This is a genomic window from Binatus sp. (SeqCode) (assembly GCF_049584895.1).
Taxonomy (GTDB): Bacteria; Desulfobacterota; Binatia; order Binatales; family Binataceae; genus Binatus.
In genome coordinates this window covers 25,190-49,513 of sequence record NZ_JBAUYR010000017.1, presented here as the reverse complement: position 1 = coordinate 49,513, position 24,324 = coordinate 25,190, and the positions used below count along the sequence as shown (strand labels likewise).

23 protein-coding genes are annotated in these 24,324 nt (G+C 60.3%); 12 read left to right on the top strand and 11 right to left on the bottom strand.

Annotated features, from left to right (window positions below; genetic code table 11):
- Positions 1–68 precede the first annotated feature (68 nt).
- Positions 69–608: a putative Fe-S cluster assembly protein SufT gene (sufT, locus tag WB650_RS03345; protein WP_423959409.1), complete on the bottom strand. Its 540-nt coding sequence runs from the start codon at positions 606–608 to the stop codon at positions 69–71.
- A gap of 334 nt (positions 609–942) precedes the next feature.
- Between sufT and WB650_RS03340 the strand changes: the two genes are divergently transcribed.
- A complete protein-coding gene (locus WB650_RS03340; RefSeq protein WP_422306126.1) occupies positions 943–2,841 on the top strand; it encodes an exonuclease domain-containing protein in 1,899 nt (632 codons plus the stop codon).
- 69 nt (positions 2,842–2,910) lie between these two features.
- Here the strand turns inward: WB650_RS03340 and WB650_RS03335 are convergent, their stop codons facing one another.
- Positions 2,911–6,633 (bottom strand): choice-of-anchor D domain-containing protein, encoded by a 3,723-nt coding sequence (locus tag WB650_RS03335; protein ID WP_423959408.1) that lies wholly within the window; start codon positions 6,631–6,633, stop codon positions 2,911–2,913.
- Positions 6,634–6,855: 222 nt separating this feature from the next.
- On the opposite strand from WB650_RS03335, the gene WB650_RS03330 reads away from it, so the two are divergent.
- The gene (locus WB650_RS03330) at positions 6,856–7,149 is read left to right on the top strand and encodes a type II toxin-antitoxin system Phd/YefM family antitoxin (protein WP_422306122.1); all 294 of its coding nucleotides are present in this window, start codon (positions 6,856–6,858) and stop codon (positions 7,147–7,149) included.
- A gap of 8 nt (positions 7,150–7,157) precedes the next feature.
- On the opposite strand, the gene WB650_RS03325 is transcribed toward WB650_RS03330, so the two are convergent.
- Together WB650_RS03325 and WB650_RS03320 are read right to left on the bottom strand one after the other, a co-directional pair.
- A complete protein-coding gene (locus tag WB650_RS03325) occupies positions 7,158–7,865 on the bottom strand; it encodes a dienelactone hydrolase family protein (RefSeq protein ID WP_422306120.1) in 708 nt (235 codons plus the stop codon).
- 49 nt (positions 7,866–7,914) lie between these two features.
- Positions 7,915–8,814, bottom strand: coding sequence for a tetratricopeptide repeat protein (locus WB650_RS03320; RefSeq protein ID WP_422306118.1), 900 nt, complete (start codon positions 8,812–8,814; stop codon positions 7,915–7,917).
- A gap of 232 nt (positions 8,815–9,046) precedes the next feature.
- On the opposite strand from WB650_RS03320, the gene cofC reads away from it, so the two are divergent.
- The 6 genes from cofC (at position 9,047) to WB650_RS03290 (ending at position 13,479) form a co-directional block, all read left to right on the top strand.
- A complete protein-coding gene (gene cofC, locus WB650_RS03315; RefSeq protein WP_422306116.1) occupies positions 9,047–9,691 on the top strand; it encodes a 2-phospho-L-lactate guanylyltransferase in 645 nt (214 codons plus the stop codon).
- 17 nt (positions 9,692–9,708) lie between these two features.
- On the top strand, positions 9,709–10,485 hold the full coding sequence (locus WB650_RS03310; protein ID WP_422306114.1) for an MlaE family ABC transporter permease: 777 nt from the start codon (positions 9,709–9,711) through the stop codon (positions 10,483–10,485).
- Between the two features lie 28 nt (positions 10,486–10,513).
- Positions 10,514–11,341: an ABC transporter ATP-binding protein gene (locus tag WB650_RS03305; protein WP_423959405.1), complete on the top strand. Its 828-nt coding sequence runs from the start codon at positions 10,514–10,516 to the stop codon at positions 11,339–11,341.
- Positions 11,342–11,352: 11 nt separating this feature from the next.
- Positions 11,353–11,895: an outer membrane lipid asymmetry maintenance protein MlaD gene (mlaD, locus tag WB650_RS03300; protein WP_423959404.1), complete on the top strand. Its 543-nt coding sequence runs from the start codon at positions 11,353–11,355 to the stop codon at positions 11,893–11,895.
- 56 nt (positions 11,896–11,951) lie between these two features.
- Positions 11,952–12,587 (top strand): MlaC/ttg2D family ABC transporter substrate-binding protein, encoded by a 636-nt coding sequence (locus WB650_RS03295; RefSeq protein ID WP_422303266.1) that lies wholly within the window; start codon positions 11,952–11,954, stop codon positions 12,585–12,587.
- A 76-nt stretch (positions 12,588–12,663) separates the two neighbouring features.
- Positions 12,664–13,479 carry an MlaA family lipoprotein gene (locus WB650_RS03290; protein ID WP_423959401.1) on the top strand — a complete coding sequence of 272 codons (816 nt, stop codon included), beginning with the start codon at positions 12,664–12,666 and terminating at the stop codon, positions 13,477–13,479.
- A gap of 252 nt (positions 13,480–13,731) precedes the next feature.
- Here WB650_RS03290 and lipA read toward each other — a convergent pair whose 3' ends face one another.
- From lipA to WB650_RS03260, 6 genes are all read right to left on the bottom strand, one after another.
- On the bottom strand, positions 13,732–14,592 hold the full coding sequence (lipA, locus tag WB650_RS03285; RefSeq protein WP_423959399.1) for a lipoyl synthase: 861 nt from the start codon (positions 14,590–14,592) through the stop codon (positions 13,732–13,734).
- Complete coding sequence (gene lipB, locus WB650_RS03280; RefSeq protein ID WP_423959397.1) at positions 14,585–15,343, bottom strand: lipoyl(octanoyl) transferase LipB; 759 nt, start codon at positions 15,341–15,343, stop codon at positions 14,585–14,587. Before lipB ends, lipA begins: the two co-directional genes overlap by 8 nt.
- Positions 15,344–15,469: 126 nt before the next feature.
- Positions 15,470–16,882: a dihydrolipoyl dehydrogenase gene (gene lpdA, locus WB650_RS03275; RefSeq protein WP_422303262.1), complete on the bottom strand. Its 1,413-nt coding sequence runs from the start codon at positions 16,880–16,882 to the stop codon at positions 15,470–15,472.
- 230 nt (positions 16,883–17,112) lie between these two features.
- Positions 17,113–17,718, bottom strand: a complete 606-nt coding sequence (locus WB650_RS03270; RefSeq protein WP_423959395.1) for a hypothetical protein — start codon at positions 17,716–17,718, stop codon at positions 17,113–17,115.
- Positions 17,711–18,463: a hypothetical protein gene (locus tag WB650_RS03265; RefSeq protein WP_422303296.1), complete on the bottom strand. Its 753-nt coding sequence runs from the start codon at positions 18,461–18,463 to the stop codon at positions 17,711–17,713. Before WB650_RS03265 ends, WB650_RS03270 begins: the two co-directional genes overlap by 8 nt.
- A 101-nt stretch (positions 18,464–18,564) precedes the next feature.
- Positions 18,565–19,374 (bottom strand): hypothetical protein, encoded by an 810-nt coding sequence (locus WB650_RS03260; RefSeq protein WP_422303295.1) that lies wholly within the window; start codon positions 19,372–19,374, stop codon positions 18,565–18,567.
- A gap of 164 nt (positions 19,375–19,538) precedes the next feature.
- Between WB650_RS03260 and WB650_RS03255 the strand changes: the two genes are divergently transcribed.
- From WB650_RS03255 to WB650_RS03240, 4 genes are all read left to right on the top strand, one after another.
- Positions 19,539–20,135, top strand: a complete 597-nt coding sequence (locus WB650_RS03255) for a TetR/AcrR family transcriptional regulator (RefSeq protein ID WP_422303294.1) — start codon at positions 19,539–19,541, stop codon at positions 20,133–20,135.
- Entirely contained in the window at positions 20,132–21,370 is a 1,239-nt protein-coding gene (locus tag WB650_RS03250) for a serine hydrolase domain-containing protein (protein WP_423959393.1), read from the top strand. Before WB650_RS03255 ends, WB650_RS03250 begins: the two co-directional genes overlap by 4 nt.
- A 156-nt stretch (positions 21,371–21,526) precedes the next feature.
- Positions 21,527–22,267, top strand: coding sequence for a DUF3313 domain-containing protein (locus tag WB650_RS03245; RefSeq protein ID WP_422303570.1), 741 nt, complete (start codon positions 21,527–21,529; stop codon positions 22,265–22,267).
- 75 nt (positions 22,268–22,342) lie between these two features.
- A complete protein-coding gene (locus WB650_RS03240) occupies positions 22,343–22,828 on the top strand; it encodes a hypothetical protein (RefSeq protein ID WP_423959391.1) in 486 nt (161 codons plus the stop codon).
- 13 nt (positions 22,829–22,841) lie between these two features.
- Here the strand turns inward: WB650_RS03240 and WB650_RS03235 are convergent, their stop codons facing one another.
- Positions 22,842–24,308, bottom strand: a complete 1,467-nt coding sequence (locus tag WB650_RS03235) for a dihydrolipoamide acetyltransferase family protein (RefSeq protein WP_423959389.1) — start codon at positions 24,306–24,308, stop codon at positions 22,842–22,844.
- Positions 24,309–24,324 lie beyond the last annotated feature (16 nt).

The window sequence follows — 24,324 nt, the reverse complement described above, 5'->3', positions numbered from 1 at the left end:
GATAGAATGGTTTCCTGCTCGCCACCTTCAGAATTTCGCTAGTTTAGCAATTACGGGCCTTTGCGAAGTCAGTCGATCCCCAGCCGTTCGCGGCCCTCAGGCGAGATCATCTGCGGAGTCCACGGCGGATCCCACACCAAATCGACGTCGGCCTCCGACACTCCCGGCAGGCTCATAATCTTGTGGCGCGCGTCGGTTGCGATCGAGGCGCCCATGCCGCAGCCTTGCGCCGTCAGCGTCATCTTGACTTCGACTTTCTTGGTGCCGTCATCGGCGTCCTTCACTTCCATGCCATAGACGAGGCCGAGGTCGACGATATTAACGGGAATCTCGGGATCGAAGCAGGTCTTGAGCTGCTCCCAGACCATCGCTTCGAGGTCGCCACCGCCGGAAGCCGACACGACGCCGGCGTCTGCCGGCGTTTTGCCGAGTGCGTCGGCATCTTTGCCCGCGACGCGGAACAGCCCGCCGTACGCGGGAACTTGCAGGGTAAAGGTTCCGCCGAGCGATTGCGTGATAAAGGCCTCGAGGCCCTTTTCGAGCATCATCTTGTTTCCGGCCGGGACCTGGACGCCTTCGATTTCGCGGGCCAATTCAACGCGTTCCATATGACGAATACCTTCCTTGTCAGACCTGCCTATTCTAACCACCCGATCCCCTTGTGTCATCCCAACGAGCGTGTGACGTGGCACTGGCTTCAGTCTGTGACTCTTGTTTGGAAACATAGACCAGAAAATCACAGGCTAAAGCCTGTGCCACCAAAACCGCGTTTTCCTATCACTGGGTGCAGAGCCTGTCCTGAGCGAAGCCGAAGGAGGTCACCCCTGCCGAAGGAAGCTTGAAACCCACCGCGGGTTTCACATTCAATTTAGTGAATTCCTCTCTGGGTTTGCTGTTGCGGCACTCTCCTGCTAAAGCGAAGAAAGGACGAAGGAGGCGGCGGTGGAGGAAGCGGTAATACCGGGCGGGAATCAGGCTCAATTCGGGCTTTCGGCCAAGCAGAAGCTTTATCATTTCCTGTGCTCGCGGCCGGCTGGCGCGGAGGCGGGCGAGCTGATCGGGCTGTTGCTCAGCGGGGTCGGTTCTGACCCTGAACTGGGTGCGCGGTTGGTTCGCCAGATTCTCGACGGCGATCCGAATTTCATCTTCGATGCGGACACGGCGCAGTGGCGACTTGCGCAGAGCGATCGCCTCCGCGTCGAACTCGACCAGGCCGAGTTCACGGTGGTTGATCTCGAAACCACCGGAGGCCGCATCGGTCCCGGCAATATCATTGAAATCGGCGCCTACCGGATGGTCGGTAAGCGGCTGACCGAGACCTTCTCGCAACTGGTTCGACCGCAAGGCGGTGTCGTGCCGCGGTTTATCACGGGGCTGACGTCGATTACGACCGAGATGATTTGCGAGGCGCCGCCTATTGAGCACGTGCTGCCGGCGTTTCGCGAGTTCCTGGGCGACCGCGTGATGGTCGCGCACAACGCGGCCTTCGATTTTGGATTTCTCGATTTTGAATTTCGCCGAATTTTTGGAATCGGGCTCAGCAACCCGGTGCTGTGCACCCTCCGGATGGCGCGACGGTTCATGCCGTCGCTCAAGCGTCGCCGGCTCGATCTGCTGGCGAGACATTTCGGACTCTCGCAAGAGGGACGGCATCGCGGCCTCGGCGACGCGCGGATGGCCGCGGAGATACTGTCGATTTTTCTCGAGATGGCGCAGCGGATGGGAATCACGCGGCTTGATCGCCTGCTCGACGACCATCATCGCGGAATCGCGGGTAAACGTATCGAGCGCCACGTATCGCCGGAAGAAATTGCGGTGCTTCCGCATTCGCCCGGGGTCTACCTGATGCGCAATGAGCGCGGCGACCTGCTGTATATCGGAAAGGCGCGGCGGCTCCGGGAGCGGGTGAGCGCGTACTTCTCGGCGTCGGTGCGGGCCAAGACGGCCGAGCTAATCTCGCACGTTTACAAAATCGAGACGCGAGTGACGCGCTCGCCGCTCGAGGCGGCGCTTGACGAGGCGCGGCTGATTCGCGAGCTGAAACCGCCGTACAACAGGATGCTCAAGTCGGCGGCGCCGGCGTTCTTCATCAAGGTGGATCTGATGGACGAGTTTCCGCGCGTCACGCTCTCGACCAAGATGAGCGCGCGGCGCGGCGTGATGCATCTGGGGCCATTCGTCGGGCGCCGCGGTATCGAGCTTTCGGTACGCGCGCTGTCGCGGATTCTCGGGCTGCGCACATGCGGCGGCAAGCTCGCGCCGAGCGAGGAGGTTTCGCCGTGCATCTACGGGCAGATGGGCCACTGCACCGCACCGTGCAACATGAGTATCGACGGTGACGGCTATGCGGAGCGGGTTCGTCGCGCGGTGAGTTTTTTGCGCGGGCGCAGCGGGCCGATTCTTGGCGAACTCGCGAGGGCGCGCGATCAGGCCGCGGCGGCGATGCGCTTCGAGGAGGCTGCCCGCTTTCGGCATCATCTCGAAGCACTGACGACGTTGGCACATCGCGCGAGCCGTCTAAGCGAAGTGGTGACGGAGAACAATCTCGTGATCGTGACCGGCGAGGGCGGCGATCGCGCCGCGCACGTCGTGCTGTCGGGAAGGCTCGCGATGACGCGGCGGCTGAAGAGTGAAGAGGCGGTGACTGAGGTGCGCGAGTGCGTCGCGGCGAACTACGAGCGCTACAAGTTGAAAGCGGTCGAGCGGGGCGAGCTCGAAGAGATGTCTATCGTCGCGCGATGGCTCCGGGAGCGCGCGTCCGACGAGGGGCGTCTCATATATTTAAACGGTCCGTATCTGGATCCGCTTGCGCTGCGGATGAGCGGGCAACCTAACCCCTAACCCCTAACCCAGGTGGAAGGGGAACAAGAAAAAAGGCGTTCCCTCGGGGAAGCGGAATAGTCGCGCGATTTATTTTTTGGGCTGAGTACCTATTCCGCTCAGGCTGACAGGGCTCGGCGAGTTGTCGGCGTTACTCCTGATAGTGAGCGTGCCGCCGCGCGTGCCCAGCGCCGTGGGCTTGAACGTTGCGCTCACTGAGCATTTGGACTTGGGGCCGAGCGTCGCGCCGCATCCGTTCACTATCGCGAAATCGCCACTGGCAACGATGCTCGAAAACGTGACGGGCGTGGTCTTGCTCTTGTTCGCGATCGTGATCTTTTTGGGTTTGCTGACCGCGTCATTTCCGAACACGACTTTGCCGAGTTTGACAGCGTGCGGCGATACATCGAGTGCGAACGGGACGGTAGTCGCAGTCGGGGTCGCGGTGGGAGTCAACGTCGGGGTGGGAGTGGATGTCGCCGTGGCAGTCGCAGTGCGAGTTGGGGTCGCGGACGAGACCGGAGTGCGTACCGCGGAAGGCGTCCCAGTCGGTGTCGCGGTCGAAGTTGTCGTTGCGGTCGCGGTGGCAGTCGCCGTGGCCGTCGCAGTAGATGAGGCCGTCGCAGTCGCAGTCTGAGTCGCAGATGCGGTAGCGGTTGTAGTCGCGGTCGCGGTGGAGGTCGCCGTTGCGGTGCTCGATGCGGTCTGAGTCACAGTTGCGGTGACAGTCGCCGTCGGAGTCGCGGTAGATGTGCCGGTGCTGGACGCCGTCGCGGTCGCGGTTGATGTCGCAGTGACAGTCGCCGTAGACGTCGGGGTACCAGTCGCGCCGGTCGTCGTAGCCGTCGAGGTTGACGTCAAGGTCGCCGTCGGCGTCGAAGTGCTGCTCGCTGTCGCCGTACTGGTTGGCGTCACGGTGCTGGTCGCGGTGGTCGAGGCAGACGCGGTCTGAGTCGGGGTTGCGGTGCGCGACGCGGTGGTCGTTGGCGTCGCAGTAGCCGCTGGAGTTGCGGTGGCGGTTGCGGTCGATGATGTCGTCGCGGTGGCGGTCCGCGATGCGGTCTGAGTTGCAGTTGCCGTTCGTGACGCACTTGCGGTCGCAGTCGCGGTGGTGGTCGGTGTGGACCCGGTCGCCGTCGCGCTGGCGGTCGGCGACGGGCCTGTGTACGGCACAATCGGCTGGTCGAAACGCAGCACGCGGTTGTTGTTCTGGTCGGCGACGTACAGGTTGCCAGGAGAATCCATCGCAACGCCGCTCGGCTGGCACATCGCGGTTGCGCTGGGCGCGGGGTCGCCGGGTGCGGAGTCGGCGCATACGCTGCTGGAGAAATCGGTGCCGGCCGCACCTTGTCCGAGCACCTGGTCCGCGGTGACGTCGCCCGCGCCGCTGGCCGCGTTGTACGCCGCCAATGGTTGATTGTATTCGAGCACGCGATTGTTGACCGCGTCGGCGACTAACAGGTTGCCCAGAGCGTCGAGGCTGACATCGGTGGGATCGCATATTCCGGTAGCGCTCGGCGCCGGCGCCCCGGCCGAACTGGCGCACACGCCGGTCGTGAAACTCGTGCTGCTGACGCCCTGGCCGAAAACGCGATCCGCGGTCGTATCACCCGCGCCTGTGACCGGATTGAACACCGCCAGCGGCTGGTTGAATTCGAGCACGCGCGAGTTGTCCCGGTCCGCGACGAACAGATCGCCGCTCGAGTCGGTAATCAGCCCGCGCGGATCGCATAGCGAGTCCGCATTTACGCCGTCGCCGTTGCACGACTGGGTGGTGAAGATTCCGCCCTGTCCGAAGACCTTGTCGGCGGCCGTATCGCCGCTATTGAACTCGAGCACGCGACTGTTGTCGGTATCGGAAACGTACAGATTGCCCGCCGTGTCGACCGTCACTCCTTCAGGAAAGCACATCGACTGGCTGCTGATAGTGCTGGTGCCGAAGTTGCAGCCGATAGTCGTGAAGCTGCCGTTCTGTCCCCAGACGTGGCTCGCGCTTTGGCCGACGATCGGCGAGGAAATCGCGAACGGGGTGAGGTATTCGAGCACGCGATTGTCGTTCACGTCGGCCACGTACAGATTGCCCGAACTGTCCACCGCCACGCCCACCGGATTGCACAGGCTGTCCGCGCCGACGCCGCTGAAATCGCCCACGGCCACGCCGTCGTTGCATCCGACCGAGCGCGCGTCGGGCTGTCCGATAACGATATCGGCGGGGCTGCCGTTAACGAAGCCGGCGGCGTTGCTCCATCCGAGGACGCGATTATTGTTGGTGTCGGCGACGTAGAGGCGGTTGAGTCCGCCGCTGGAATCGATCGCGACTCCGGCCGGAGCCTGCAGTGCGGCCGCAGTCGGATTGTTGATTCCGTCGTGAAACAAATCGGCTTGTCCGAGTACCAAATTGGCAATCGGAGGAGACGACACTGGATTCGCGTAAAAGAGGACGCGGCTGTTCGACGCGTCCGCGATCAACACGTCGCCGGGACCGTCAACCGCGACTCCGTCCGGCTGGCATAGCACGGCGCCGCTGGGAGAAATCTCGCTGCCGACGCCGCCGCAGACCGCAGCGGTGAAGCTGCCGTTCTGTCCGAAGACGACGTCCGCAGTTACGTCGCCCGCGCTGCCCGGCGTGCCGGGCGTTCCACCGCCGCCCGCGATCGGGTTGAGATATTCGAGCACGCGACTGTTGTTGATGTCGGTCACGAACAAGTCGCCACTGCTGTCCAGCGCCATGCCGCTCAAATCGCAGATTCCGTCGGCACTGGGCGCGGGATTGCCGGAAATGCCGTCGTAGCATACGACGGCGGTAAAATCGGTTCCGCTCGAGCCCTGGCCGAAGACGCGGTCCGCGGTTACGTCGCCGGCTCCCGTCTGGACATCGGGCGCGGCCAGCGGCTGATTGAATTCGATAACGCGATGATCGCCGTCGTCGCCGACGTACACGTTGCCGGCGCCGTCGACCGCCACCGACAACGGATTGCACATCCCGACGTCAGACGCGCTGCCGCTGTTGAGATCGCACGCGTCGCCCGCGAAATTGGTCCCGCTCGCGCCTTGTCCAAACACGAGTTCCGCGACGGTATCTCCCGCTCCGGTTATCGGATTGAACGCGGCCAGCGGCTGATTGAATTCGAGCACGCGATGATTGCCCGAGTCGGCAACGTAAAGATTGTTGCTGGAATCGGAGGCGACGCCCTGCGGAAAACACAAGCCCGCGGCGGTCTGCGCACAAATCGTCCGGGTGAAGCTGCCACCTTGTCCGAACACGACGTTCGCCGCAAAGCCGACGCTGATCGCCTGCGCGAACGGCTGATTGTATTCGAGCACTCGATTGTTGCTCGTGTCAGCCACGTAGAGATTGCCGTTGTCGTCAACCGCCACCCCACCGGGCAGGCACAGACTGTCCGGGCCAAGGCCGGCGACGTCTGCAGTCGCGATGCCGTTGTTGCATTGCGTGGTGCGAAAATCAGGCTGGCCGATCTCGAGATCCGCATTCTGACCGTTGACGAAACTGGGGGCGTCGTTCCATCCGAGGATGCGGTTATTGCTGCCGTCGACTACGTACAGATGCTCGGGCGTGCTGCTCAGGTCGACCGCCATCTGGCTCGGTGAATCGAGGCTCGCCGCACCAGTGTTGTTGATGCCGTTGTGCGAGAAGTCGATTTGCCCGAGCACCGCATCCGCGATGTTATCGCCGGTCGCGGCAGGCGACGCCGTCACCATGAATACGGCGACGAGCGATACCAACGCGATCGTGCTGATACGAAGATGAGAACTTATACGCGACGGTTTTTGCGCACTGGTGCTGTTTTCCATGAGCCGCCGCACAATCGATCCGAATCAGCACGGCCGGGAGACATGGGACCAGTGTGGTGCCCGCAGGATCGCGAAGTAAGTAGGGTGACGACGTGCGCCTAAACATAGCGCAGCGCACACGGCGCAGAGCGCCGCGGGGTATGGTGGCTGTCATTTGGAGAATGAGGCAGCTGGCGAGCGAGGTTGCCGAGTGACCATTCTCAATCATAGAATCAGATAATCATGAAATCGGAAATTTCAGCCACTGAAGCAGCTCGGCGATTTTCAGAAGTCGTCAACCGTGTGCGGTATCGCAACGAGATGTTCGTCGTAAAACGAGGCGGCGTGCCAGTCTGCGAGATAGTCCCGGTTTCAACTAAGAGCTTTACCGGGCGTGAATTGGTCGGACTGCTGCGCTCCCTGCCTCAGCCGGGAAACAAATATCTGGACGCGGTCGAAAAGCATGTCCGAAGGCAGCCGAAGACTCAGAAACCTAAGCGACGAAAATCCGGGGCCTCGAGGACAGTAAGGATCTAGCAGCCGAATCACCCTTTCAAATTTGCGGCGAACAGCTTGAGCGTTCGCTCCCACGCGTCTTTTGCTTCCTCGGGACGATAGACGTCGGCGCGCGTGTCGTTGAAAAATCCGTGCGAGCATCCTTTGTAGATCTTGACCTCGCCCTGCTTGTTGAATTTCTTCAGCGCCGCTATCAGACGCTCGACGTCGGCGCGTTGGATCCATCCGTCGTTCTCGCCGTAGGCGTAAAAAATCGGACAGTTCAGGCGCTCAAGTTTTTCGTCCGCCGGAATTTCGCCGTAGAACGGCGCCGCGGCCGATATCTCCTTGCTCTCGCACGGCAACAGCAACGCGTAGCTGCCACCCATGCAGAACCCGGTGATACCGATGCGCGTCGAATGCGTCTGCTTTTGCGCACGCAGCCATTCGACCGTGGTTTGGAGATCCGCGATGCCGTCTGCCTTGTTGAGGCCACCCATCAGACGCGCGGCTTCGTTGGGATCGGTCGCGACCTTGTGACCCTGGCGCGAGTACAGGTCCGGCGCGATCGCGAAATATCCTTCACGTGCCAGCCGGCGCGCGATGTCGCGGATGTGCTCGTTCAGCCCCCACCATTCCTGCACCACGATTACCGCCGGCGACGTCTCCGCCGAAGCCGGTTCGGCAACATACGACTTGAGCGCGCAAGCGCGCCCCGGATAGGTCACTTCCCGCGTGACGATATCTCCCTTAGCCATCACCCATCACCTCGAAAACAAAAATTGTCCCCCATGACAGTACCAGCATCTACTCGGCGGCCGACACTGGGATGAACCCCGTCGTGCCGTTCTTGAGCCTGATCTGTAGATAGTCGCCGGCGATGCCGGTGACGTGGACGTACTTCTTGCGCCGCACCTGCCCGATGGTAGAGCTGGTCTCATCCGGATTCTGATATACCGGCGAATTTTTGGTTAGCAGGAAAAGCTTGTTGAGCGGCTTAACCTGCGGAGCGGCTCCTGCCGCTGGCGGTGCCGACGCGGTCGTCGTATCTGGTTGCACCGGCGGCGTGGTACCGGCCGTGGTCGCGGCCGGCGCCGGCATCAGCTTGGCATCGAGTGCGCGCACTTCGTCGAACTCCGCGTTGGCTTCGGTCGCGCGGCCCGGTTCCGTCGCCAGCAGATTCGCCAGCGCCAGATGCGCCTTCGCATCCTTGGGGCTGAGTCCGATCGCGGTGCGAATTTGATCCTCGGCCGCCGCGGTCTTGCCTTCGAGCCTGAGTATCTCGCCCAAATCGAGATGGTAATCTGCCCGGTCGGGCTCGAGCGCCACTGCGGCGCGGTACTGATTTTCCGCAAGGCCGCGTTCATTCTGATCGTTATACAGATTGCCGAGCGCGACGTGGGTCGCCGCGTTTTTCGGATCGATTTCGAGCACCTTCATGAACTCGATTTGCGCGTCAGATGGCTTGTGCTCGAATACGTAAAGATTGCCGAGCGCGATATGCACGCGCGGGTCGTTCGGCGCGATCTTCGCCGCTTCCTGGTAGTCCGTTTCGGCCTCGGACAGCTTGGTCGATTGCATCGCCGCGTCGCCCGCCGACAGGTAATCGTCGACGGACTTGTGATGGCATCCGGTTCCAATCAGGACTATCGCGGCGACCGCGGCTATTGCCCAGGTCCGGGCGGGGTTGGTTCGTTTCAGGTTCATCAGGGTACGGTCCTCCCAGACCAATGCGCCTTCAGATCGAGCAATGATCGGACCAGCGCCGGAAAAATCTACAATTTATGTTGAATCGCGCAGAGAAACTTAGTCAAGCCTTCACCGCCGGTCGCAACCGCGGGCGCGAAGCGGGTAACTTTTACCGTGCCGGTCCTGAATTCCTAAACTAACGCAGGTTTCCCGTTGGATGCTCGCGTTGGTTAGGTTATAAAGAAACGCCGTGCGCTTCATCCTGATTGCCGCCAAGCAACTCGAATTCGCCAAGACCCGGCTCGCGCCAGCTCTGCCGTCCGGCGAGCGCCGCGCGCTGGCGGAGGCGATGTTTCGCGACGTGCTGGCGGCCTCGCTCGCTGCCACTGCCGCCGACCACGTCGCCGTGGTTACGTCCGACCCGGCGCTGCTCGCGATGGCGCGCGCGGCAGGCGCGCTGCTCATCGACGAAGAATTCCCGCGCGGTCTCAACGTCGCTGTCGCGCTCGGCATCTCGGCATTGATTGCCCACGGTGCACGAACGGTTTGCACGGTGCTCTCCGACATCCCGCTCACCACCGCCGAAGATATCGACGCGGTGTTTGACGCGATGCCCGCCGGGCGCGGCGCGGTGCTGGTGCCCTCGCGCGACTTCTCCGGGACCAACATCATATGCCGCTCGCCCGCCGACGCCGTCCCGACCCGGTTCGGCCGCATGAGCCTGGTGCGCCATCTGGACGATTGCCGGACTGCCGACGTTCCAGCTAGAGTGCTGCGACTGGCGCGGCCAGCGCTGGATCTCGACGTGATCGCCGATCTCGCCGAGTTCGAGCGCGCGGGAACTGCCACCCATACACAAAGCCAGCTGGCCCGGCTCGGAATTGCCCACCACTAAAAATTGAAAAAAGCCTGATGTCGATCGTTGAAATGATTGAGCGGCTCGGCGCTGTTGTGCTCGACGGCATCGTCGACCTCGGCGACTTCGTCCTTTTTCTGCTGTACTCGGTCCTTTATGTTTTCGTCCCGCCGTACAAGCCGCGGCTGTGGGTCAGGCAGATACGGATAATCGGCGCCGATTCGCTCTTCCTGATCATTCTGATCGGCGGCTTCACCGGCATGGTGCTCGGCCTGCAGGGCTACAATACGCTGCGCCGCTTCGGGTCCGAGGGTGCGCTTGGTACTGTTGTCGCTCTCGTGCTCGTGCGCGAGCTGGGCCCGGTCCTGGCCTCTATCATGCTCACCGCGCGCGCCGGCTCCGCGATGGCCGCAGAGCTCGGCTCGATGCAGGCCACCGAGCAGATCGACGCACTCACCGTAATGGCCATCAACCCGGTGCAGTACCTGGTCTCGCCCCGAATGATCGCGGGCGTGTTCAGTTTTCCGCTGCTGACCGCGATATTCGATGTGATTGGAATCTTCGGCGGCTACATGATCGGGGTCGGCCTGCTCGGCGCGCCCTCAGGTCCGTACTTCAACGGTATCGCCGCTAACATGACCGGCCACGACATCATGATCAGTCTCTACAAGGGCCTGGTATTCGGCGTGGTCGTAATGTGGGTCTGTTGCTACAAGGGATATCACGCCGAACGGATGGCGACGGGCGTCAGCCGCGCCACCACTGAAGCCGTCGTGTTGTCGAGCGTCCTGATTCTGGCGTTCGACTATTTTCTTGGGTCAATCCTTTTGTGAAACGCATGCCGACTCGATTTGATCAATCATGAGCCAACCTGAAATCAACCTTCGCGAAGCCGGTGCACAAACTCGGGATACTGCCCGCGCCGGCAACGCAATCGAAGTGCGCGACCTGCGCAAGCGCTTCGGCCAGCAGCAGGTGCTCGACGGCGTCACCCTCGATTTCCCGGCCGGCCAGATTACGACCATCGTCGGCCCCAGCGGCTCCGGCAAGACCGTTCTGCTCAAGCATCTTAACCTGCTGCTGCGGCCTGACGCGGGCACCATCGTGATCGACGGCGTCGACGTGACCAAAATCAGCGGACGATCGCTGGACGCCGTGCGCGAAAAACTCGGAATGCTCTTTCAGTCCGGCGCACTCTTCGATTCGATGTCGGTTTTCGACAACGTCGCTTTCCCGCTGGTCGAGAAAACCGACCTCAGTCGCGAGGAGATCGCCGCGCGCGTCCGCGAAACGCTGAAAGCGGTCGGACTCGAGGGTATGGACGATAAGTTCCCATCGCAATTGAGCGGTGGGATGCAAAAACGTGCCGCTTTGGCCCGCGCATTGGTGCACCGCCCGAAAATTCTCATGCTCGACGAGCCGACCACCGGCCTCGATCCCACTCGCACCGCAGCGATTCATCAACTCATCCGGCGTACGCAGGAAAATTTTCACCTGACCGTCGTAATGGTCAGTCACGACGTGCCCGAGGTCTTCAAGGTTTCCGACCACGTCGCGTTTCTCCATAATGGCCGCACTCGTCTCAACGGCACAGTGGCCGAGGTGATGGCGGCCGACGACGAGGTCTTCAAGCGCTTTCTGGCTGGCAAAGCATCCGGCGAGGAGAACGAAGCAGCCCTCGAGGGCTGAGACGAAAACTTATGTACGCAAGTCGAACCACGCAGCTCATCGTCGGGATTTTCGCGATTCTCGGAATTGTCGCGCTGGCGGTTCTGTCGCTATCGCTCGGCAAGATCTCGCTGTTCCCTCCACCGGGGTACACCCTCTATGCAAGTTTCGATAATATTTCAGGCTTGAAAGTCGGTGACCAGGTTCAACTTGCCGGCGTTCAGATCGGTAAAGTTGTGAATATCGGAATCAAGGATTATCGCGCGCAAGTCGCAATGCGAATAAACGATGGCGTGAAGATCGATGATCAAGCAATCGCGGCGATCAAGACCAGCGGAATAATCGGAGACAAATATGTTTCTATCCAGCTCGGCCCTGGCGATCATTACCTCGCGGATGGTGACACGATTCAGCAAACCCAGTCGGCCTTCGTGCTCGAGGACGCGATCGGCCAGTTGATAAATAATTCCGGCAGTAGCAACAGCAGCAATAACGGCAACAGCGTCAACAGCGGCAACTCAAACTGTAACTGCTCGGACACAACAGCGAAGAAGCCTGAAAAATCGGCCAAATGACCGGACAACGCGAGAAAGCAGGAAATATGATGACGTCAAATTCCACCCTTCGAACTATGCAACTGCCTCGACGCGCGATCGTGATGCTTACCGTCGCCGCCGCGCTCGTCGTCAGCCTTGCGCCGTCCCGATTCATTGCGCCAGCCTGGGCCGATGATCCGATGTCCGTCGTAAAAACCACCGTCAACCAGGCTCTCGAGGTACTCCGCGACAGGAGTACTCCGCTCGCTCAGCGCCAGGACAAGCTGCGCCAGATAGTCGCCGCAAGCTTCGATTTCAGAGAAATGGCGAAGTCGGCCCTCGGCTACCATTGGAAGGAGCTCACCCCCGCTCAGCAGGAAGAGTTCACCAATGCCTTCGTGGCCTTTATCGAAGATTCCTACCTGAGCAAGATTAACGACTACAGCGGCCAGCAGGTAAACTTCCTGCGTGTCACCAACGACGGCCCTCAATATGCCCAGGTCAACACCGATATCGTCGAGCCCAAGGGCGAGCCTATCCACGTGAATTACCGCTTGCTGCAAGAGAACGGCACCTGGAAGATCTACGACGTCACGGTCGACGCAATCAGCATCATCGCGAACTACCGCAATCAGTTTAATCGCGTGATGAACAGCAAGGGGTACGCAACTCTAATCGCCGATTTGAAGGCTAAACAAGCGGCCCTGGCGGCAAGTCTCGCCAACCACTAGCAAGTATGGATTCGTCGCGGCCGGAAAGATAACCTTGATCAGAAGAATTCAGGACGGTAACGCCATGGAGAGGCAAATGACATCTGGTCCGAAACAAATCGAAAAGGCAGGCGCGCTATGGATGATGCTCGCATCGTCAATGCTCGCGGTCGTTTCGTTTGCGACTCCGGCATTGAGCCAGGACGTCGCGCCACTGTCGCAGAATCCGGCCGCACAGTCGGCGGCTGCCGTACAACCCCCGCCGGGCGAGAACCAGGGCGTCACCCCCGATCCGTTGTCCGGGTTCAATGAGCCGATGTTCACCTTCAACCTGAAGCTCGATGATTGGGTGCTGCGGCCGGTAGCCAAGGGATACTCGTTCATTGCGCCGGAGCCCGTGCGCGAGGGCGTCGGCCGGTTCTTCGACAACGTTCGCGTTATCCCGCGGTTCGCCAATAACCTGTTCCAGCTCAAGCTGGCCGAGGCCAGCACTGAAGTTGCTCGCTTCGGAATCAACTCGACCATCGGATTGGCGGGCTTCTTCGATCCTGCCCAGGAACTGTTCGGACTCGAAGAGCATCCCAACGATTTCGGCCTAACGATTCGCTACTACAACATCCCGACCGGACCGTACGTCATGCTACCGTTCTTTGGCCCTTCGACGGTTGGCGACACGATCGGGCTGGTGGCAGACGGCGCGATGAATCCGATGGACTACCTGCTTCCGACCTGGATAACGATCGTCGTGAACACCGGCCAGCGCGCAGCAGAAGCGGTGAACTACCGCTCATTGCATATGAACCAGTTCGAGGAAGCCGATCGCTACGCGGTTGATCTTTACGGCGCCGTCCAGGACGCATACCTGCAGACGCGCGATCATGAGGTCAAAAAGCTCCACGAGGAGCAGTGGTAAGCTGAAAGCCCGAACATAATTCGCAACAAACACGCCGCGGAACTAAACCTCCCGCGGCGTTTATTTTTGCTGTAGTCAGCAAACTCGCGATCAGCGAGCTGTAAGCTGCTTCCCCGTCCCGCAATGCGAACGACTCAGCCTCTCTCTGTCCCCCCTTTCCACTGTGGAAAGGGGGCGAGGGGGATAGGACAGGACAAGGCGATTTCCGGTCCCCCTTCCCACGATGGGAAGGGGCTAGGGGTTAGGTTGCCGTCAGACGTGCTCCCATGCGTGATACGAACTCCGCACCAGCGGCCCCGACTCCACATGATGGAACCCCATCGCGAGCGCCGCGGTCTTGATCTCCGCGAACTCCGCCGGCGGCACGTATCGCGCCACTGGAATATGATCCGCTGACGGCCGCAGATACTGTCCGAGCGTCAGGATGTCGCACTCGACGTCGCGCAGGTCGCGAATCACCTCGAGCAGTTGATCGTTGGTCTCGCCGAGCCCGAGCATCACCCCCGCCTTGGTGAACATCGGCTTGCCGAGTCCGCGCGCGACGTCCTTCGCATGACGAATCACGTCGAGCGATCGCTGATAGTTCCCACCCGGCCGAACTGAACGATACAGGCTCGGCACGGTTTCGATATTGTGGTTGTAAATATCGATTGGCGATTCCACCACCGTCTCTACGCTGGCGAACACGCCCTGGAAGTCGGGCACCAGCACCTCGACGCGCGCCGGCTCCGGATTCGCTTTGATCGCATCTGCAGTAGCCGCGAAATGCGCCGCGCCGCCGTCGGGCAGATCGTCGCGATCGACCGAGGTTACGACCACGTGCTGCAATCCCAGGCGCGCCACCGCCTCTGCGATCCGCCGTGGCTCGTCGGCGTCGAGCGGACGCACTTTGCCGTGCGCGACTGCGCAGTATGGGCAATTCCGCGTGCACACGTCGCCCATCAGCATGAAGGTGGCCGTGCGATGCGAAAAGCATTCGCCGATATTCGGGCAGCAAGCCTCCTGGCAAACCGAATGCAGCTTGAGCTCGCCGAGAATCGCCTTGGTCCGAAAATACTCGGGCGACACCGGCGCACGAACCTTAATCCAGTCTGGATGCTTCCGTTCAGCCATCGGTTGTCACTGAATGAGGCGCAAGCTCTGCATCGGATATGCGCGAAATGATTTCATCGTAAAGGAATATTCGCGCGAAACTCTCGCGCATTACGCCGGCGAACTCGCGCACCGACACCGCGCGATTGGTGATTTCGCAAACCGAAGTCATGCGGCATCCCTCGATCCCGCACGGCACGATCGAATCGAAGTAGCGGAGATCGGTGGATACGTTAAGGGCGAAGCCATGCCACGTAGTCCAGTGCCGGATGCCCACGCCAATCGACGCGATCTTGCGCGCGCCGACCCACACGCCCGTCATCCCATCACGCCGCCCGGCTTCGATTCCAATTTTCGCGAGCGCATCGATCATCGCCGCCTCGAGACTGCGCAGGTACTTGGTAACGTCGCGCTCGCGCCCTTCGAGTTTTAGAATCGGATAGCCGATCAACTGCCCGGGCCCGTGATATGTGACTTCCCCGCCGCGCGACACCCGCCGAATCGGCACAGCTTGAGTGTTGCCGACAATAAACCGCTCATCCGCCCCGCGTCCAAGCGTGAACACATGCGGATGCTCCATCATCAGAAGCGTGTCGCCGACGCTCCCCTCAATCCGCGCCGCCAACATCGCAGTCTGGATCGCGAGCGCGTCGTCATAATCGACCATCCCCGTCTCCGCAACTGCTAGCGCCCCGCGCCCATTCGACTGACTCTCGCGATTGTCCTTCTTCCCACTTGGGAAGGGCGCGGTCTTTCTGTCCCCCCTTTCCATTGTGGAAAGGGGGTGAGGGGGATAGGACACGTCAAGACGACGCCTTTCCTGTTCCCCTTCCCACGACGGGAACGGGTCAGGGGTCAGGTTCCGCTTGCTCGATTCTTGTGTCATCCGAAGCAGCCGCTAGAAGTCTATCGCTTCCCCATCCGCCGCCAAAGCCGCCTGCATGATAGCCTCGGACATCGTCGGATGCGGATGCGCCGTCTTGCCGATTTCCGTGACCGTAGTCTCGAGCGCCTTGCCGAGCACGACTTCCGAAATGATATCGGTGGCGGCGTGTCCGATAATCTGGCATCCGATCACTTCGCCGTATTCCTTGGTCGCGACGATTTTCACAAACCCCGCCGTCTCGCCAATCGCAACCGCCTTGCCCATCGCACGAAACGGAATCTTGCCGACCTTCACCTCGATCCCACGCGCCTTCGCCTCCGCCTCGCTGAGTCCCACTGTCGCAACCTCCGGCTCGCAGTAAATACATCCCGGAATCGCGAGCAGGTCGAAGCCGGGCTCGCGCACCCCAGCCATTATTTCCACCGCCGCGATCCCCTCGGAGCTCGCCTTGTGCGCCAGCAGCGGCGGCCGAATCACGTCGCCAATCGAGTAGATACTCGGCACGCTGGTCTGGAACGAATCGTTCACCTTGATAAACCCGCCGCGCTCCAGTTCGATCCCAAGCTTCTCGAGTCCGAAGTTCATGCTGAGCGGCGTGCGCCCGACCGCGACCAGCACCACCTCGGCCTCGACCGATTTTTCGGCGCCCTCCGCATTCACAGCGACCGACCACAGCTCACCCTTGCGCGCCATCGACTTGTAGCCATGCCCCAACATCACCGTGATTCCCCGCTTGACGAACGCGCGGCGCAACTCCTCGGCAACTTCCGCGTCGAACCCCGGCAGCATCTGCTTTTCCAGCTCGACCATCGTAACCTTCGCGCCAAACGCGCTGTAGAAATATCCGAACTCGGCGCCAATCGCGCCCGCGCCAATCACCACCACGCTCGCGGGCATCTTGTCGAGCACCAGCGCTTCGTGGCTGGTCACGACGCCGTCGCCAACTTTCATCTCCGGAAACAATTTCTCGGCGGAGCCCGCCGCAATCAGAATGCGCTCGCCCTCGAGCGTGGCCGCAGCCGGCGCCGCCTTCCCTTCGACTTGGCGGAGCGCAACAGAATGCGGCCCGGTAACGACCGCGTCCGCCTCGAAGTAGTCAATTTTGTTTTTACGAAAAAGGTAAAGGACGCCCTTGGACAGCTTCTCGGCCGCCGCCCGCGACCGCGCAATCACTTTGGAGAAATCAAACCGAACCTCGCCCGTCTCGATCCCGTGCTCTTTCGCCGCCCCGCGAATCGTATCCATCGCGCCGGCGGAGTTGAGCAGCGCCTTGGAAGGAATACACCCCCAATTGAGGCACACCCCGCCAGGCCGATCGCGCTCAATCACCGCCACGCGCATCTTCAACTGCGCCGCCCGAATCGCGGCAACATATCCCCCAGGGCCAGAACCAATCACAACCAGGTCATACCGAGAATTTTCCAAGATGATGAAGTCCTCTAAAAGTTTCGTTCACAATATTATTCCCCTAATGAGACCATCGAGTAAGGGCAGCCCGCAGTCCTCCGCTTTTCGTTTTGTGTCATTCAGAGCGAAGCGAAGAATCCCGGATATGGCTTCTCTCTATTGGGGAGTGGCAGCCGCGGCGCCAGTGGAAGTACAATACCGGGTTTCCATAATTCTTTGATGCTGCGACTGGTCGAAACAGTACGGGGTTACAGGTATTGCCGCACGATGCGCAGTTGGTTCTCCAACGCGGCATGGCGCTGCTGGTCGATCAGCGCATAATCGATCATGTCTATCAAGTGATCTTTTCCTTTTCGGATCAAGATTGCGGTCACGAGCACCTTCCGCAAAATATCAAGGGTTTCTACAAGCAAATTAGCAACGGGCTTGTACCAGTCATCGAGCTTTTTGTTTTTCTTGTAAGAAAGACGATCACCGTGAGCGAATGTGCTCCGGACACCGTAAGCGTCCTTAAGTACACGGTTTACATGAATGGCGTCGTCTCCAAAGAAGGAAAGCAATTTGGCCGCACGTACCCGAAGTTTGTACGCGAGCTCTAAGTTTTCGTTTATGAGGACCGCTTCGAGAGCCATCACGGCTTGAGCGATTTTTTCCTCTAGCAGCCCGGGCCGAGTAAGTGCGGCACTATACCGTTCGAAGGCGATCGCAAGGTGATCGGATTCAGTATTTGGATTCGACGAGAAATCAGGTGGAACGCAGGAATCCATCCGATTCCAAAAGGACTCAAGTTTTTGTCGATCTTGAGAATTGATCTTACCGACATGGTTAACGATTTCATGCGGTCCATTATGCATCGTCCAGCTCGCGGGCATGAACAAGGATTCCGAAAACTGTCGCATGCAGATCCACTTCACACTGGCGACGCAGAACAGGCGCAGAACGGCGATCGCCCGCGTCACCTCCCCGCTGGATGTCATTGGCGTTCAGTCCGATTCGTTCAATTCGCATAATTGCGGAAGCATTTGAAGAACCGAATGTGATGTCGAGATCCATCTCCCTTTCGAAGTCAGCCGTCACTGGCCGACGGAGAGTTATACCCTCTGCTAATTCGATGTGCTCCATCTGAAGCATGATCCCTTGTAGTTCGATCTCCGCTCCATACGTCACGGGTTTGCCGCTGAGCTCGTCAAGAAACATTGAGACAAGAGAATCGATCGTTCGTCGAGAGGCTCCTTCGGGTTCCAGAATTGTCCTAGTCATGGAAGACAGGAATTGGCTCAGATGTTGTTTTGCGAGGTCGATGCCAAAGGTAGAAGCTAGCAGCACTATGACGGCATTGTATTCCTCCGTTTGACTCGCCGCCTGTGCGGCAGCCGAAGCCGCAAATGCCCAAGTCTTCGCCAGTTTGGTTTCGGAGCGGCGGCCACCTTTCAAGATGCCATTGTCATCGATCTGTAGCGGCGCAACCAACTTCCAGCGAGTTTGTGGCACCTCTGAGGGGACGACCGTCCCTGCTGCCAAGCCTTTTCGTAGCTCGTCGGAGACTCTCGCCAAGAGCACGTCTAGCGCTGTTCGTACTGTGTTGGGCTTGTCAATCATAACGCGTCGAATCGTTCGGAGTTCACAGATTCAAGATTCGTGTCCTCAATTCGTGTCCTCAATTAGAGCAACGAGTAAAAGAGGTCCCCTCGGAGAAAAGCTTACTTCCGCGGAATCGGCGCTTCCGCCCACGACTGTTGCGTCATTATAAACGGGTCTGGCGAGACGCTTATCTCTCCGCGGAACGGCCAGTCCAGCGCGATGATCATCACGATTATTAGCCCAAGCGTCGCGGCGAGCGTCGCCGTCATCGCCAGATGCATCCCGAAGTGTTCGTAGCCGAAGAAATAAGTATAGGCGGTCGTGATCGCCGCACCAAAAAACACGATCGCCCAGATGACGCCCGGGATATGCCCTTGAACTGCCGACAGCCTCGCGCTGCGAGCGTCGTAAAGCTCGTTCCACGTCTTGAGCATCTCAGCTTCGATCACCGCCTCGCCCGAATTCTGCGGATGTATCGTCGCGATCGCCGTTGCCAGGTCGCGCAGCGGCTTCCATCCCTGGTCGGGCGTTTTGCCGGTCCGCTGGATCGGCCATTCGACCCCGATGACGACGCTCACATACTTCGCGAGCGCGTCGCGAATCTCCTGCCCCTTCGCATCCGGCAAACCGGCGGTATCGAGGTACATCCCGCCGGCATAGTCCGATTCGTTCTCGACGATATCCGACGCCCTGCTGAAGGATTCCCACGTGGCGATTGCGATAAACGCCAGCAGCACCGCGTACAGCACGCCGACGATTGCAAAGGTGAATCCAGCCAGGTCGTTATGAGCCCGCCGCAGTTTCACATGGACCAATTGATGGAAAATCAGCAGCCCGCCGCATCCAACGATCACAAACACCGCGACCACGATCGGTCCCCACAACCAGGTCGGGTTGTTATAAATCCAGTCGACGATCATTCCCCGCATTAGAGCATCGCATAAGGGTGAGCGCTATTGGGTGGCTTCCGGCGAGCAAGCAATTCTGATGTTGACACCGCTTACATCAGCAGGTAATGTGAGCGCCAACAACATCGATTGGAGAGTGCAGCTCGGAAGATCGCTCTTATCATCACGGGAACCTGCGCGAGGCTTTGATCGCTGCCGCCGCGAAGCAGATCGAGGAAATCGGCTTCGAGGCCTTGTCGCTGCGCGATCTGGCCGCGTCGCTCGGCGTCTCGCGCGCCGCGCCGTACCGGCATTTTGCCGATCGCCGGGAGCTGCTCGCCGCGATCGCTGCCGACGGATTCAGGCATCTGCAAAGCGCAGCTCTTGCCGCGATTGCCAAGAATCGGATGCCGTCTGCGCGCCTGGCCGCTGGAGCGCGGGCATACCTCGCCTTCGCGGCGCGACGCCCGCAACTGTTTCGGCTGATGTTTGTTTCCCATTTGCTCACTGCGGACGACCCGCGCGATCCGTCGCTAGTCCAGGTCGCCAACAGCTTTCATCAACGGTTCGAAGCTCTCATCGCGGAGACCTGCGCCGCGCGCGACCAGAAGACGATCAAGGCCGCCGCGCTGACGTTCTGGTCGATTCTGCATGGCTTCGCGCTCTTGCGGATGGGCAAACGGCTCATGCCTTTCATGATCGGGCCGTTGACCGAAACCGATCTGCGCGAGGCGGTCCTCGATGCGGCGACGGCGATTCCATTCTCGATCCGATCCAAAAAGGCGAGGAGTAAAGCAACTTGATTTCTGCAAATCGTCGCCCATTCCTCGCGCTGTTACTAAGCCTGGCAGGCTGCCTGATATTCGCCGCCTCCGCCAGTGCGGCTCCATGGACGCAACCGGGATTTCTCTATCGCTATTTCGTGTGGGGCGCGCAGTTTCCGTTCACATCGCGTTCCGACGATTACAAGCGTTATGGGTATCACCCGATCGACAAGGGGCCGGATGCGTATCACTTCGCGCCGGGCAACCGCAATGCGGTTCCGGATACTGTCGAATATAAGGAAGGCGATGCGGTCGAGCGTGTCGCGCTGTTTGAGCTGCTCCGCTCGACCGGCACTCATGCGTTCATAGTTATCAGAGACAACAAGGTCCTATACGAGGACTACTTCAACGGCTATGCGCGCGACTCACTTTGCACAGCATGGTCGGTATCGAAGTCCGTCACCTCGGCGCTCGTCGGAATAGCTATCGCCGAGCGTTATATCAAGAGTCTCGACGATCCTATCACCAATTACCTGCCCGAACTGAAGGATCAGGGCTTCGATCCCATCACGATCAGAAATCTCCTGACTATGGGATCGGGAATTCAATACAGGATAGGCTTTTTCCCCTGGGACGAATTTGTGCTGGCTGGCTACTATCCTGATCTTCGACAGCTACTCCTGTCCGATCTGAAGATCATGGAACCTCCGGGGCAGTCTTTTCACTACAACAACTTCAACGTCGAACTACTGGGCTTGATCCTCGAACGGACTACTCATCGCCCGCCTAGCCAGTATCTTCAGGAGAAGATCTGGGAGCCCATCGGTATGGAATATCCCGCCACCTGGAGTATCGACAGTGAACAGGACGGCTTCGAGCTAACACCTATACTGCTCAACGCCAGGGCTATCGACCTGGCCAAGTTCGGACGGCTGTACTTGAACAACGGCAAGTGGAACGGCAAGCAGATCGTTCCGGACAATTGGGCGGCCGAGTCCACGGTCAGAGATCCGAATGACCATCGTCCATGGGAGACGTTCTCTCGATGGCAGGACAACGGTGGCTACTACAAGTACCTTTGGTGGGGCGTTTCGCAGGGGAAGGGCGACTACAGCTATATGGGCATCGGCACCTACGGTCAGTTCATCTTCGTCTCGCCAAAGACGAAGGTCGTGATCGTGCGAACCGCAGACAAGGACGGAATCGACCCGCCTTACTGGCGCGAGGTCTTTCAGCATATCGCGGATCACGTCGACGAGAATTATCGTCGCTGAACCTCGAATGACGGATGATCGCCATTGAGCGAGCACCAGCGCCGTATTGTACCAAAGTACAATCGAAGGGGATCAACCTATCCTGTAAGATTTGCCCGATTTTTAAGTCTCGGGTGCAATCATTTTGGCAGAGTCACTATTAGGAAGGAGATTGTGATGATGAACAGTGTGCGAAACAGAATGTTGGCCGGCGTGGCCGCCGCGGCTCTCGCGGCGGCGCTCCTGGCGTCGGGATGCTCGACGACCGTCGAGAGCCAGCCGTCCGCGGCGAAGGCGCTCCAGTCGGGCGGTCCTCTACCTAGCGCAGTGACGGGATTCCTCGGCCCCGACGCGTCCAAGCTGGCTCCGGGACCGGAGGGCGGTGCCGCGCTGGCTTGGATAAATCCCAACGTCCAGTGGGCTAGCTACACCAAGATACAGTTGATGCCGGTTGAGTTCTGGGCGGCTGCCGATTCGAAAGTATCGCAGGCGGATCAGGCAGTGCTGACTGAATACTTCTACAACGCGCTGCAGACCAACCTCTCCAAGAGCTTCACCCTGGTCGATCAGCCGGGCCCCGGCGTGATGACTTTGCACGTAGCCCTGATGGACGCGACCACTGCCGTCCCCGGCCTTCGCACCGTCTCGGTAATCGTCCCGCAAGCTCGCGTGCTAAACATGGCGCAGTCGCTCGCGACTGACAGCTACGCGTTCGTAGGATCCGCCGAAGCCGAAATGAAGGTGACCGATTCTGTCAGCGGTGAGCTGCTGGCCGAGGCTGTCGATCAGCGCGCAGGCGGCATGGGACTCAAGAGTGCGGCTTCATTCAAATGGGGCGACGCACAGAACGCGATGGACTACTGGGCGCAGAAGATTCCGAATCGCCTTTCCCAGTTGCAAGGGAAGACCACCAACTAACGACCGATCGCGCGGTGAATAGCGGGCGTCCCAATGCGGGGCGCCCGCGATGTAGACTCACCGCGAGGGTCACGAATGCATCCAACCGGTGTGGGCACATGGACTGGAGACTGGGCATGGAGTCTGCCCTTGATCGTCCTGACAGTCGTCATTCACGTCTGCGGCCTGGCGGTCATCGGCGAAAGCGTCGTCAAAGTCCTGGCCGAGTCCGTCGATCGCCGCAGGTTCATGTTCAAGTTCGCAGTCGTGATGGCCATAACATCTCTGCTCGCGACCATCCTTCATGGAATCGAAGCTGCTATCTGGGCGGCCGCTTACTGGTTTCTAGACGCACTGCCCGACGCGCGGACCGCGATGCTCTACTCGATCAGCGCGATGACGAGTTACGGTCACGCCGCGTTGTTCTTGAAAGATCGCTGGCAACTGATGGGCGCGCTGGAGGCTCTGAACGGCATGTTGCTGTTCGGGCTCACTACCGCGTTTCTGTTCGCAATGATCCAACGAGTATGGCCGATCGGCAGCCGAGACCATCATCGCGATCGTCAGCAGGGAAGCGGCTAGCTGACCTGATCGCTCACAGCAGCAGGCTAGACGGATTCTCGAGGAAGCGCTTCAGCTCCTGCAGGAAGCGGCCGGCGACGACGCCGTCAACGATGCGATGATCGAACGATCCCGTCATCATCATCGTCTTGCCGACTGCGAGCTGTCCGTTGCGCACGACGGGCCGGTCCTTGATCGCGCTCACTGCGAGAATCGCAGCCTGCGGCGGAACGATCACGGCGGCGAAGTGCTCGATGCCGAGCATGCCCATGTTGGAGATCGAGAAGGTCGCGCCTGACAGTTCGTCCGAGGTGAAACCGCCGCGGCTCGACTTGGCGACGAGGCGATGCGCCGCGCGCGAGATTTCGAGCAGCGACAGCCGCTCGCATCCATGAATCACCGGCAGGATCAAACCGTCCTCGACCGCGACCGCGACGCCGATGTTGACGTTCGGATGAATGACGATGCCATCGTCTTCGTAGCTCGCGTTGATGCGCGGATAACGCCCGAGCGCGAGCGCGCACGCCTTCACGATGATGTCGTTGTAGGTGACGGTTTCCTCGAACAGCTCGGTCGCTTCGAGCGAGTCCTTCAAGCGCACCGCGTCTTCCATCGCAACTTCGACCGTGACGTAGAAGTGCGGGATCTCGCGCTTCGACAAGGCCATCCGCTTCGCAATCGTCTTGCGCATCGCGGACAGTTCCTCGCGCGAGCCGGGCGCGCCCTCGCGCGGCGACACCAGCCGGCGGAACTTGAACAGCTGTTGCTCGCGCAGGAAGTTGTCGACGTCGCGCTTGGTCACGCGCCCGTCGGGACCAGTGCCGCGAACGTGCGTGATGTCGATGCCGGCTTCTTCGGCGGCGCGGCGCGCGAGCGGAGAGGCGCGCAGCTTGTGGCCGTCGCCAGCCTCGTCGTCAACCGCTGGCTTAGGCGGCTCAGGACGCGGCGGCGGCGCCGCAATCGCGGTTGGCGCGGCAGAGAGGTTCGCGGACATAGCAGGATGCACGTGCAAATCGCCCGCGGATCCATCGGTGACGACAGCAGCCGGCGAGATAGGCTTCCGGGCCGGCTCTTTCTTCTCGGCGGCTTTCGGCTTGATCGCGACCGGCTTGGGCACATCCGGAGTCGCGGCCGCTTCGGCGCCCGGATTCTCCATCGCATCAAGTGTGGCCGGCTTTTCGTCAGACTGGGCTCGCGATTTGGACTCGCCAGTCGCCGCGGCTTTGGCGTCGGACTTGGCTTGAGGTTTGGATTCCTTCGCGCCCGCAGATTTCATCAGCGCGATCACTGCACCGACCGGCGCGCTCTCACCTTCGTTCAATTTGATTTGGTCGAGCACGCCCTCTTCGAACGACTCGAGCACCATGTCGGCCTTGTCGGTCTCGACTTCGGCAATCGCCTCGCCGCGCGCGATCTTGTCGCCCGGATGCTTGAGCCATCGGAGGATCTTTCCCTCCTCCATCGTATCCGAGAGCTTGGGCATCGTGATTTCGTTGCTCATGATTTCCCGCCCTGGG

What these genes read in the sequence shown, in the direction of transcription:
- lipA (WP_423959399.1), bottom strand. Translation starts at nt 14,592, where the DNA reads ATGGCTGAACGGAAGCATCCAGACTGGATTAAGGTTCGTGCGCCGGTG.
- WB650_RS03245 (WP_422303570.1), top strand. Translation starts at nt 21,527, where the DNA reads ATGATGAACAGTGTGCGAAACAGAATGTTGGCCGGCGTGGCCGCCGCG.
- sufT (WP_423959409.1), bottom strand. Translation starts at nt 608, where the DNA reads ATGGAACGCGTTGAATTGGCCCGCGAAATCGAAGGCGTCCAGGTCCCG.
- WB650_RS03290 (WP_423959401.1), top strand. Translation starts at nt 12,664, where the DNA reads ATGACATCTGGTCCGAAACAAATCGAAAAGGCAGGCGCGCTATGGATG.
- WB650_RS03235 (WP_423959389.1), bottom strand. Translation starts at nt 24,308, where the DNA reads ATGAGCAACGAAATCACGATGCCCAAGCTCTCGGATACGATGGAGGAG.
- WB650_RS03335 (WP_423959408.1), bottom strand. Translation starts at nt 6,633, where the DNA reads ATGGAAAACAGCACCAGTGCGCAAAAACCGTCGCGTATAAGTTCTCAT.
- WB650_RS03260 (WP_422303295.1), bottom strand. Translation starts at nt 19,374, where the DNA reads ATGCGGGGAATGATCGTCGACTGGATTTATAACAACCCGACCTGGTTG.
- WB650_RS03325 (WP_422306120.1), bottom strand. Translation starts at nt 7,865, where the DNA reads ATGGCTAAGGGAGATATCGTCACGCGGGAAGTGACCTATCCGGGGCGC.
- WB650_RS03305 (WP_423959405.1), top strand. Translation starts at nt 10,514, where the DNA reads ATGAGCCAACCTGAAATCAACCTTCGCGAAGCCGGTGCACAAACTCGG.
- WB650_RS03320 (WP_422306118.1), bottom strand. Translation starts at nt 8,814, where the DNA reads ATGAACCTGAAACGAACCAACCCCGCCCGGACCTGGGCAATAGCCGCG.
- WB650_RS03310 (WP_422306114.1), top strand. Translation starts at nt 9,709, where the DNA reads ATGTCGATCGTTGAAATGATTGAGCGGCTCGGCGCTGTTGTGCTCGAC.
- WB650_RS03265 (WP_422303296.1), bottom strand. Translation starts at nt 18,463, where the DNA reads ATGATTGACAAGCCCAACACAGTACGAACAGCGCTAGACGTGCTCTTG.
- WB650_RS03240 (WP_423959391.1), top strand. Translation starts at nt 22,343, where the DNA reads ATGCATCCAACCGGTGTGGGCACATGGACTGGAGACTGGGCATGGAGT.
- WB650_RS03295 (WP_422303266.1), top strand. Translation starts at nt 11,952, where the DNA reads ATGCAACTGCCTCGACGCGCGATCGTGATGCTTACCGTCGCCGCCGCG.
- mlaD (WP_423959404.1), top strand. Translation starts at nt 11,353, where the DNA reads ATGTACGCAAGTCGAACCACGCAGCTCATCGTCGGGATTTTCGCGATT.
- WB650_RS03330 (WP_422306122.1), top strand. Translation starts at nt 6,856, where the DNA reads ATGAAATCGGAAATTTCAGCCACTGAAGCAGCTCGGCGATTTTCAGAA.
- WB650_RS03270 (WP_423959395.1), bottom strand. Translation starts at nt 17,718, where the DNA reads ATGCATAATGGACCGCATGAAATCGTTAACCATGTCGGTAAGATCAAT.
- lipB (WP_423959397.1), bottom strand. Translation starts at nt 15,343, where the DNA reads ATGGAAAGGGGGGACAGAAAGACCGCGCCCTTCCCAAGTGGGAAGAAG.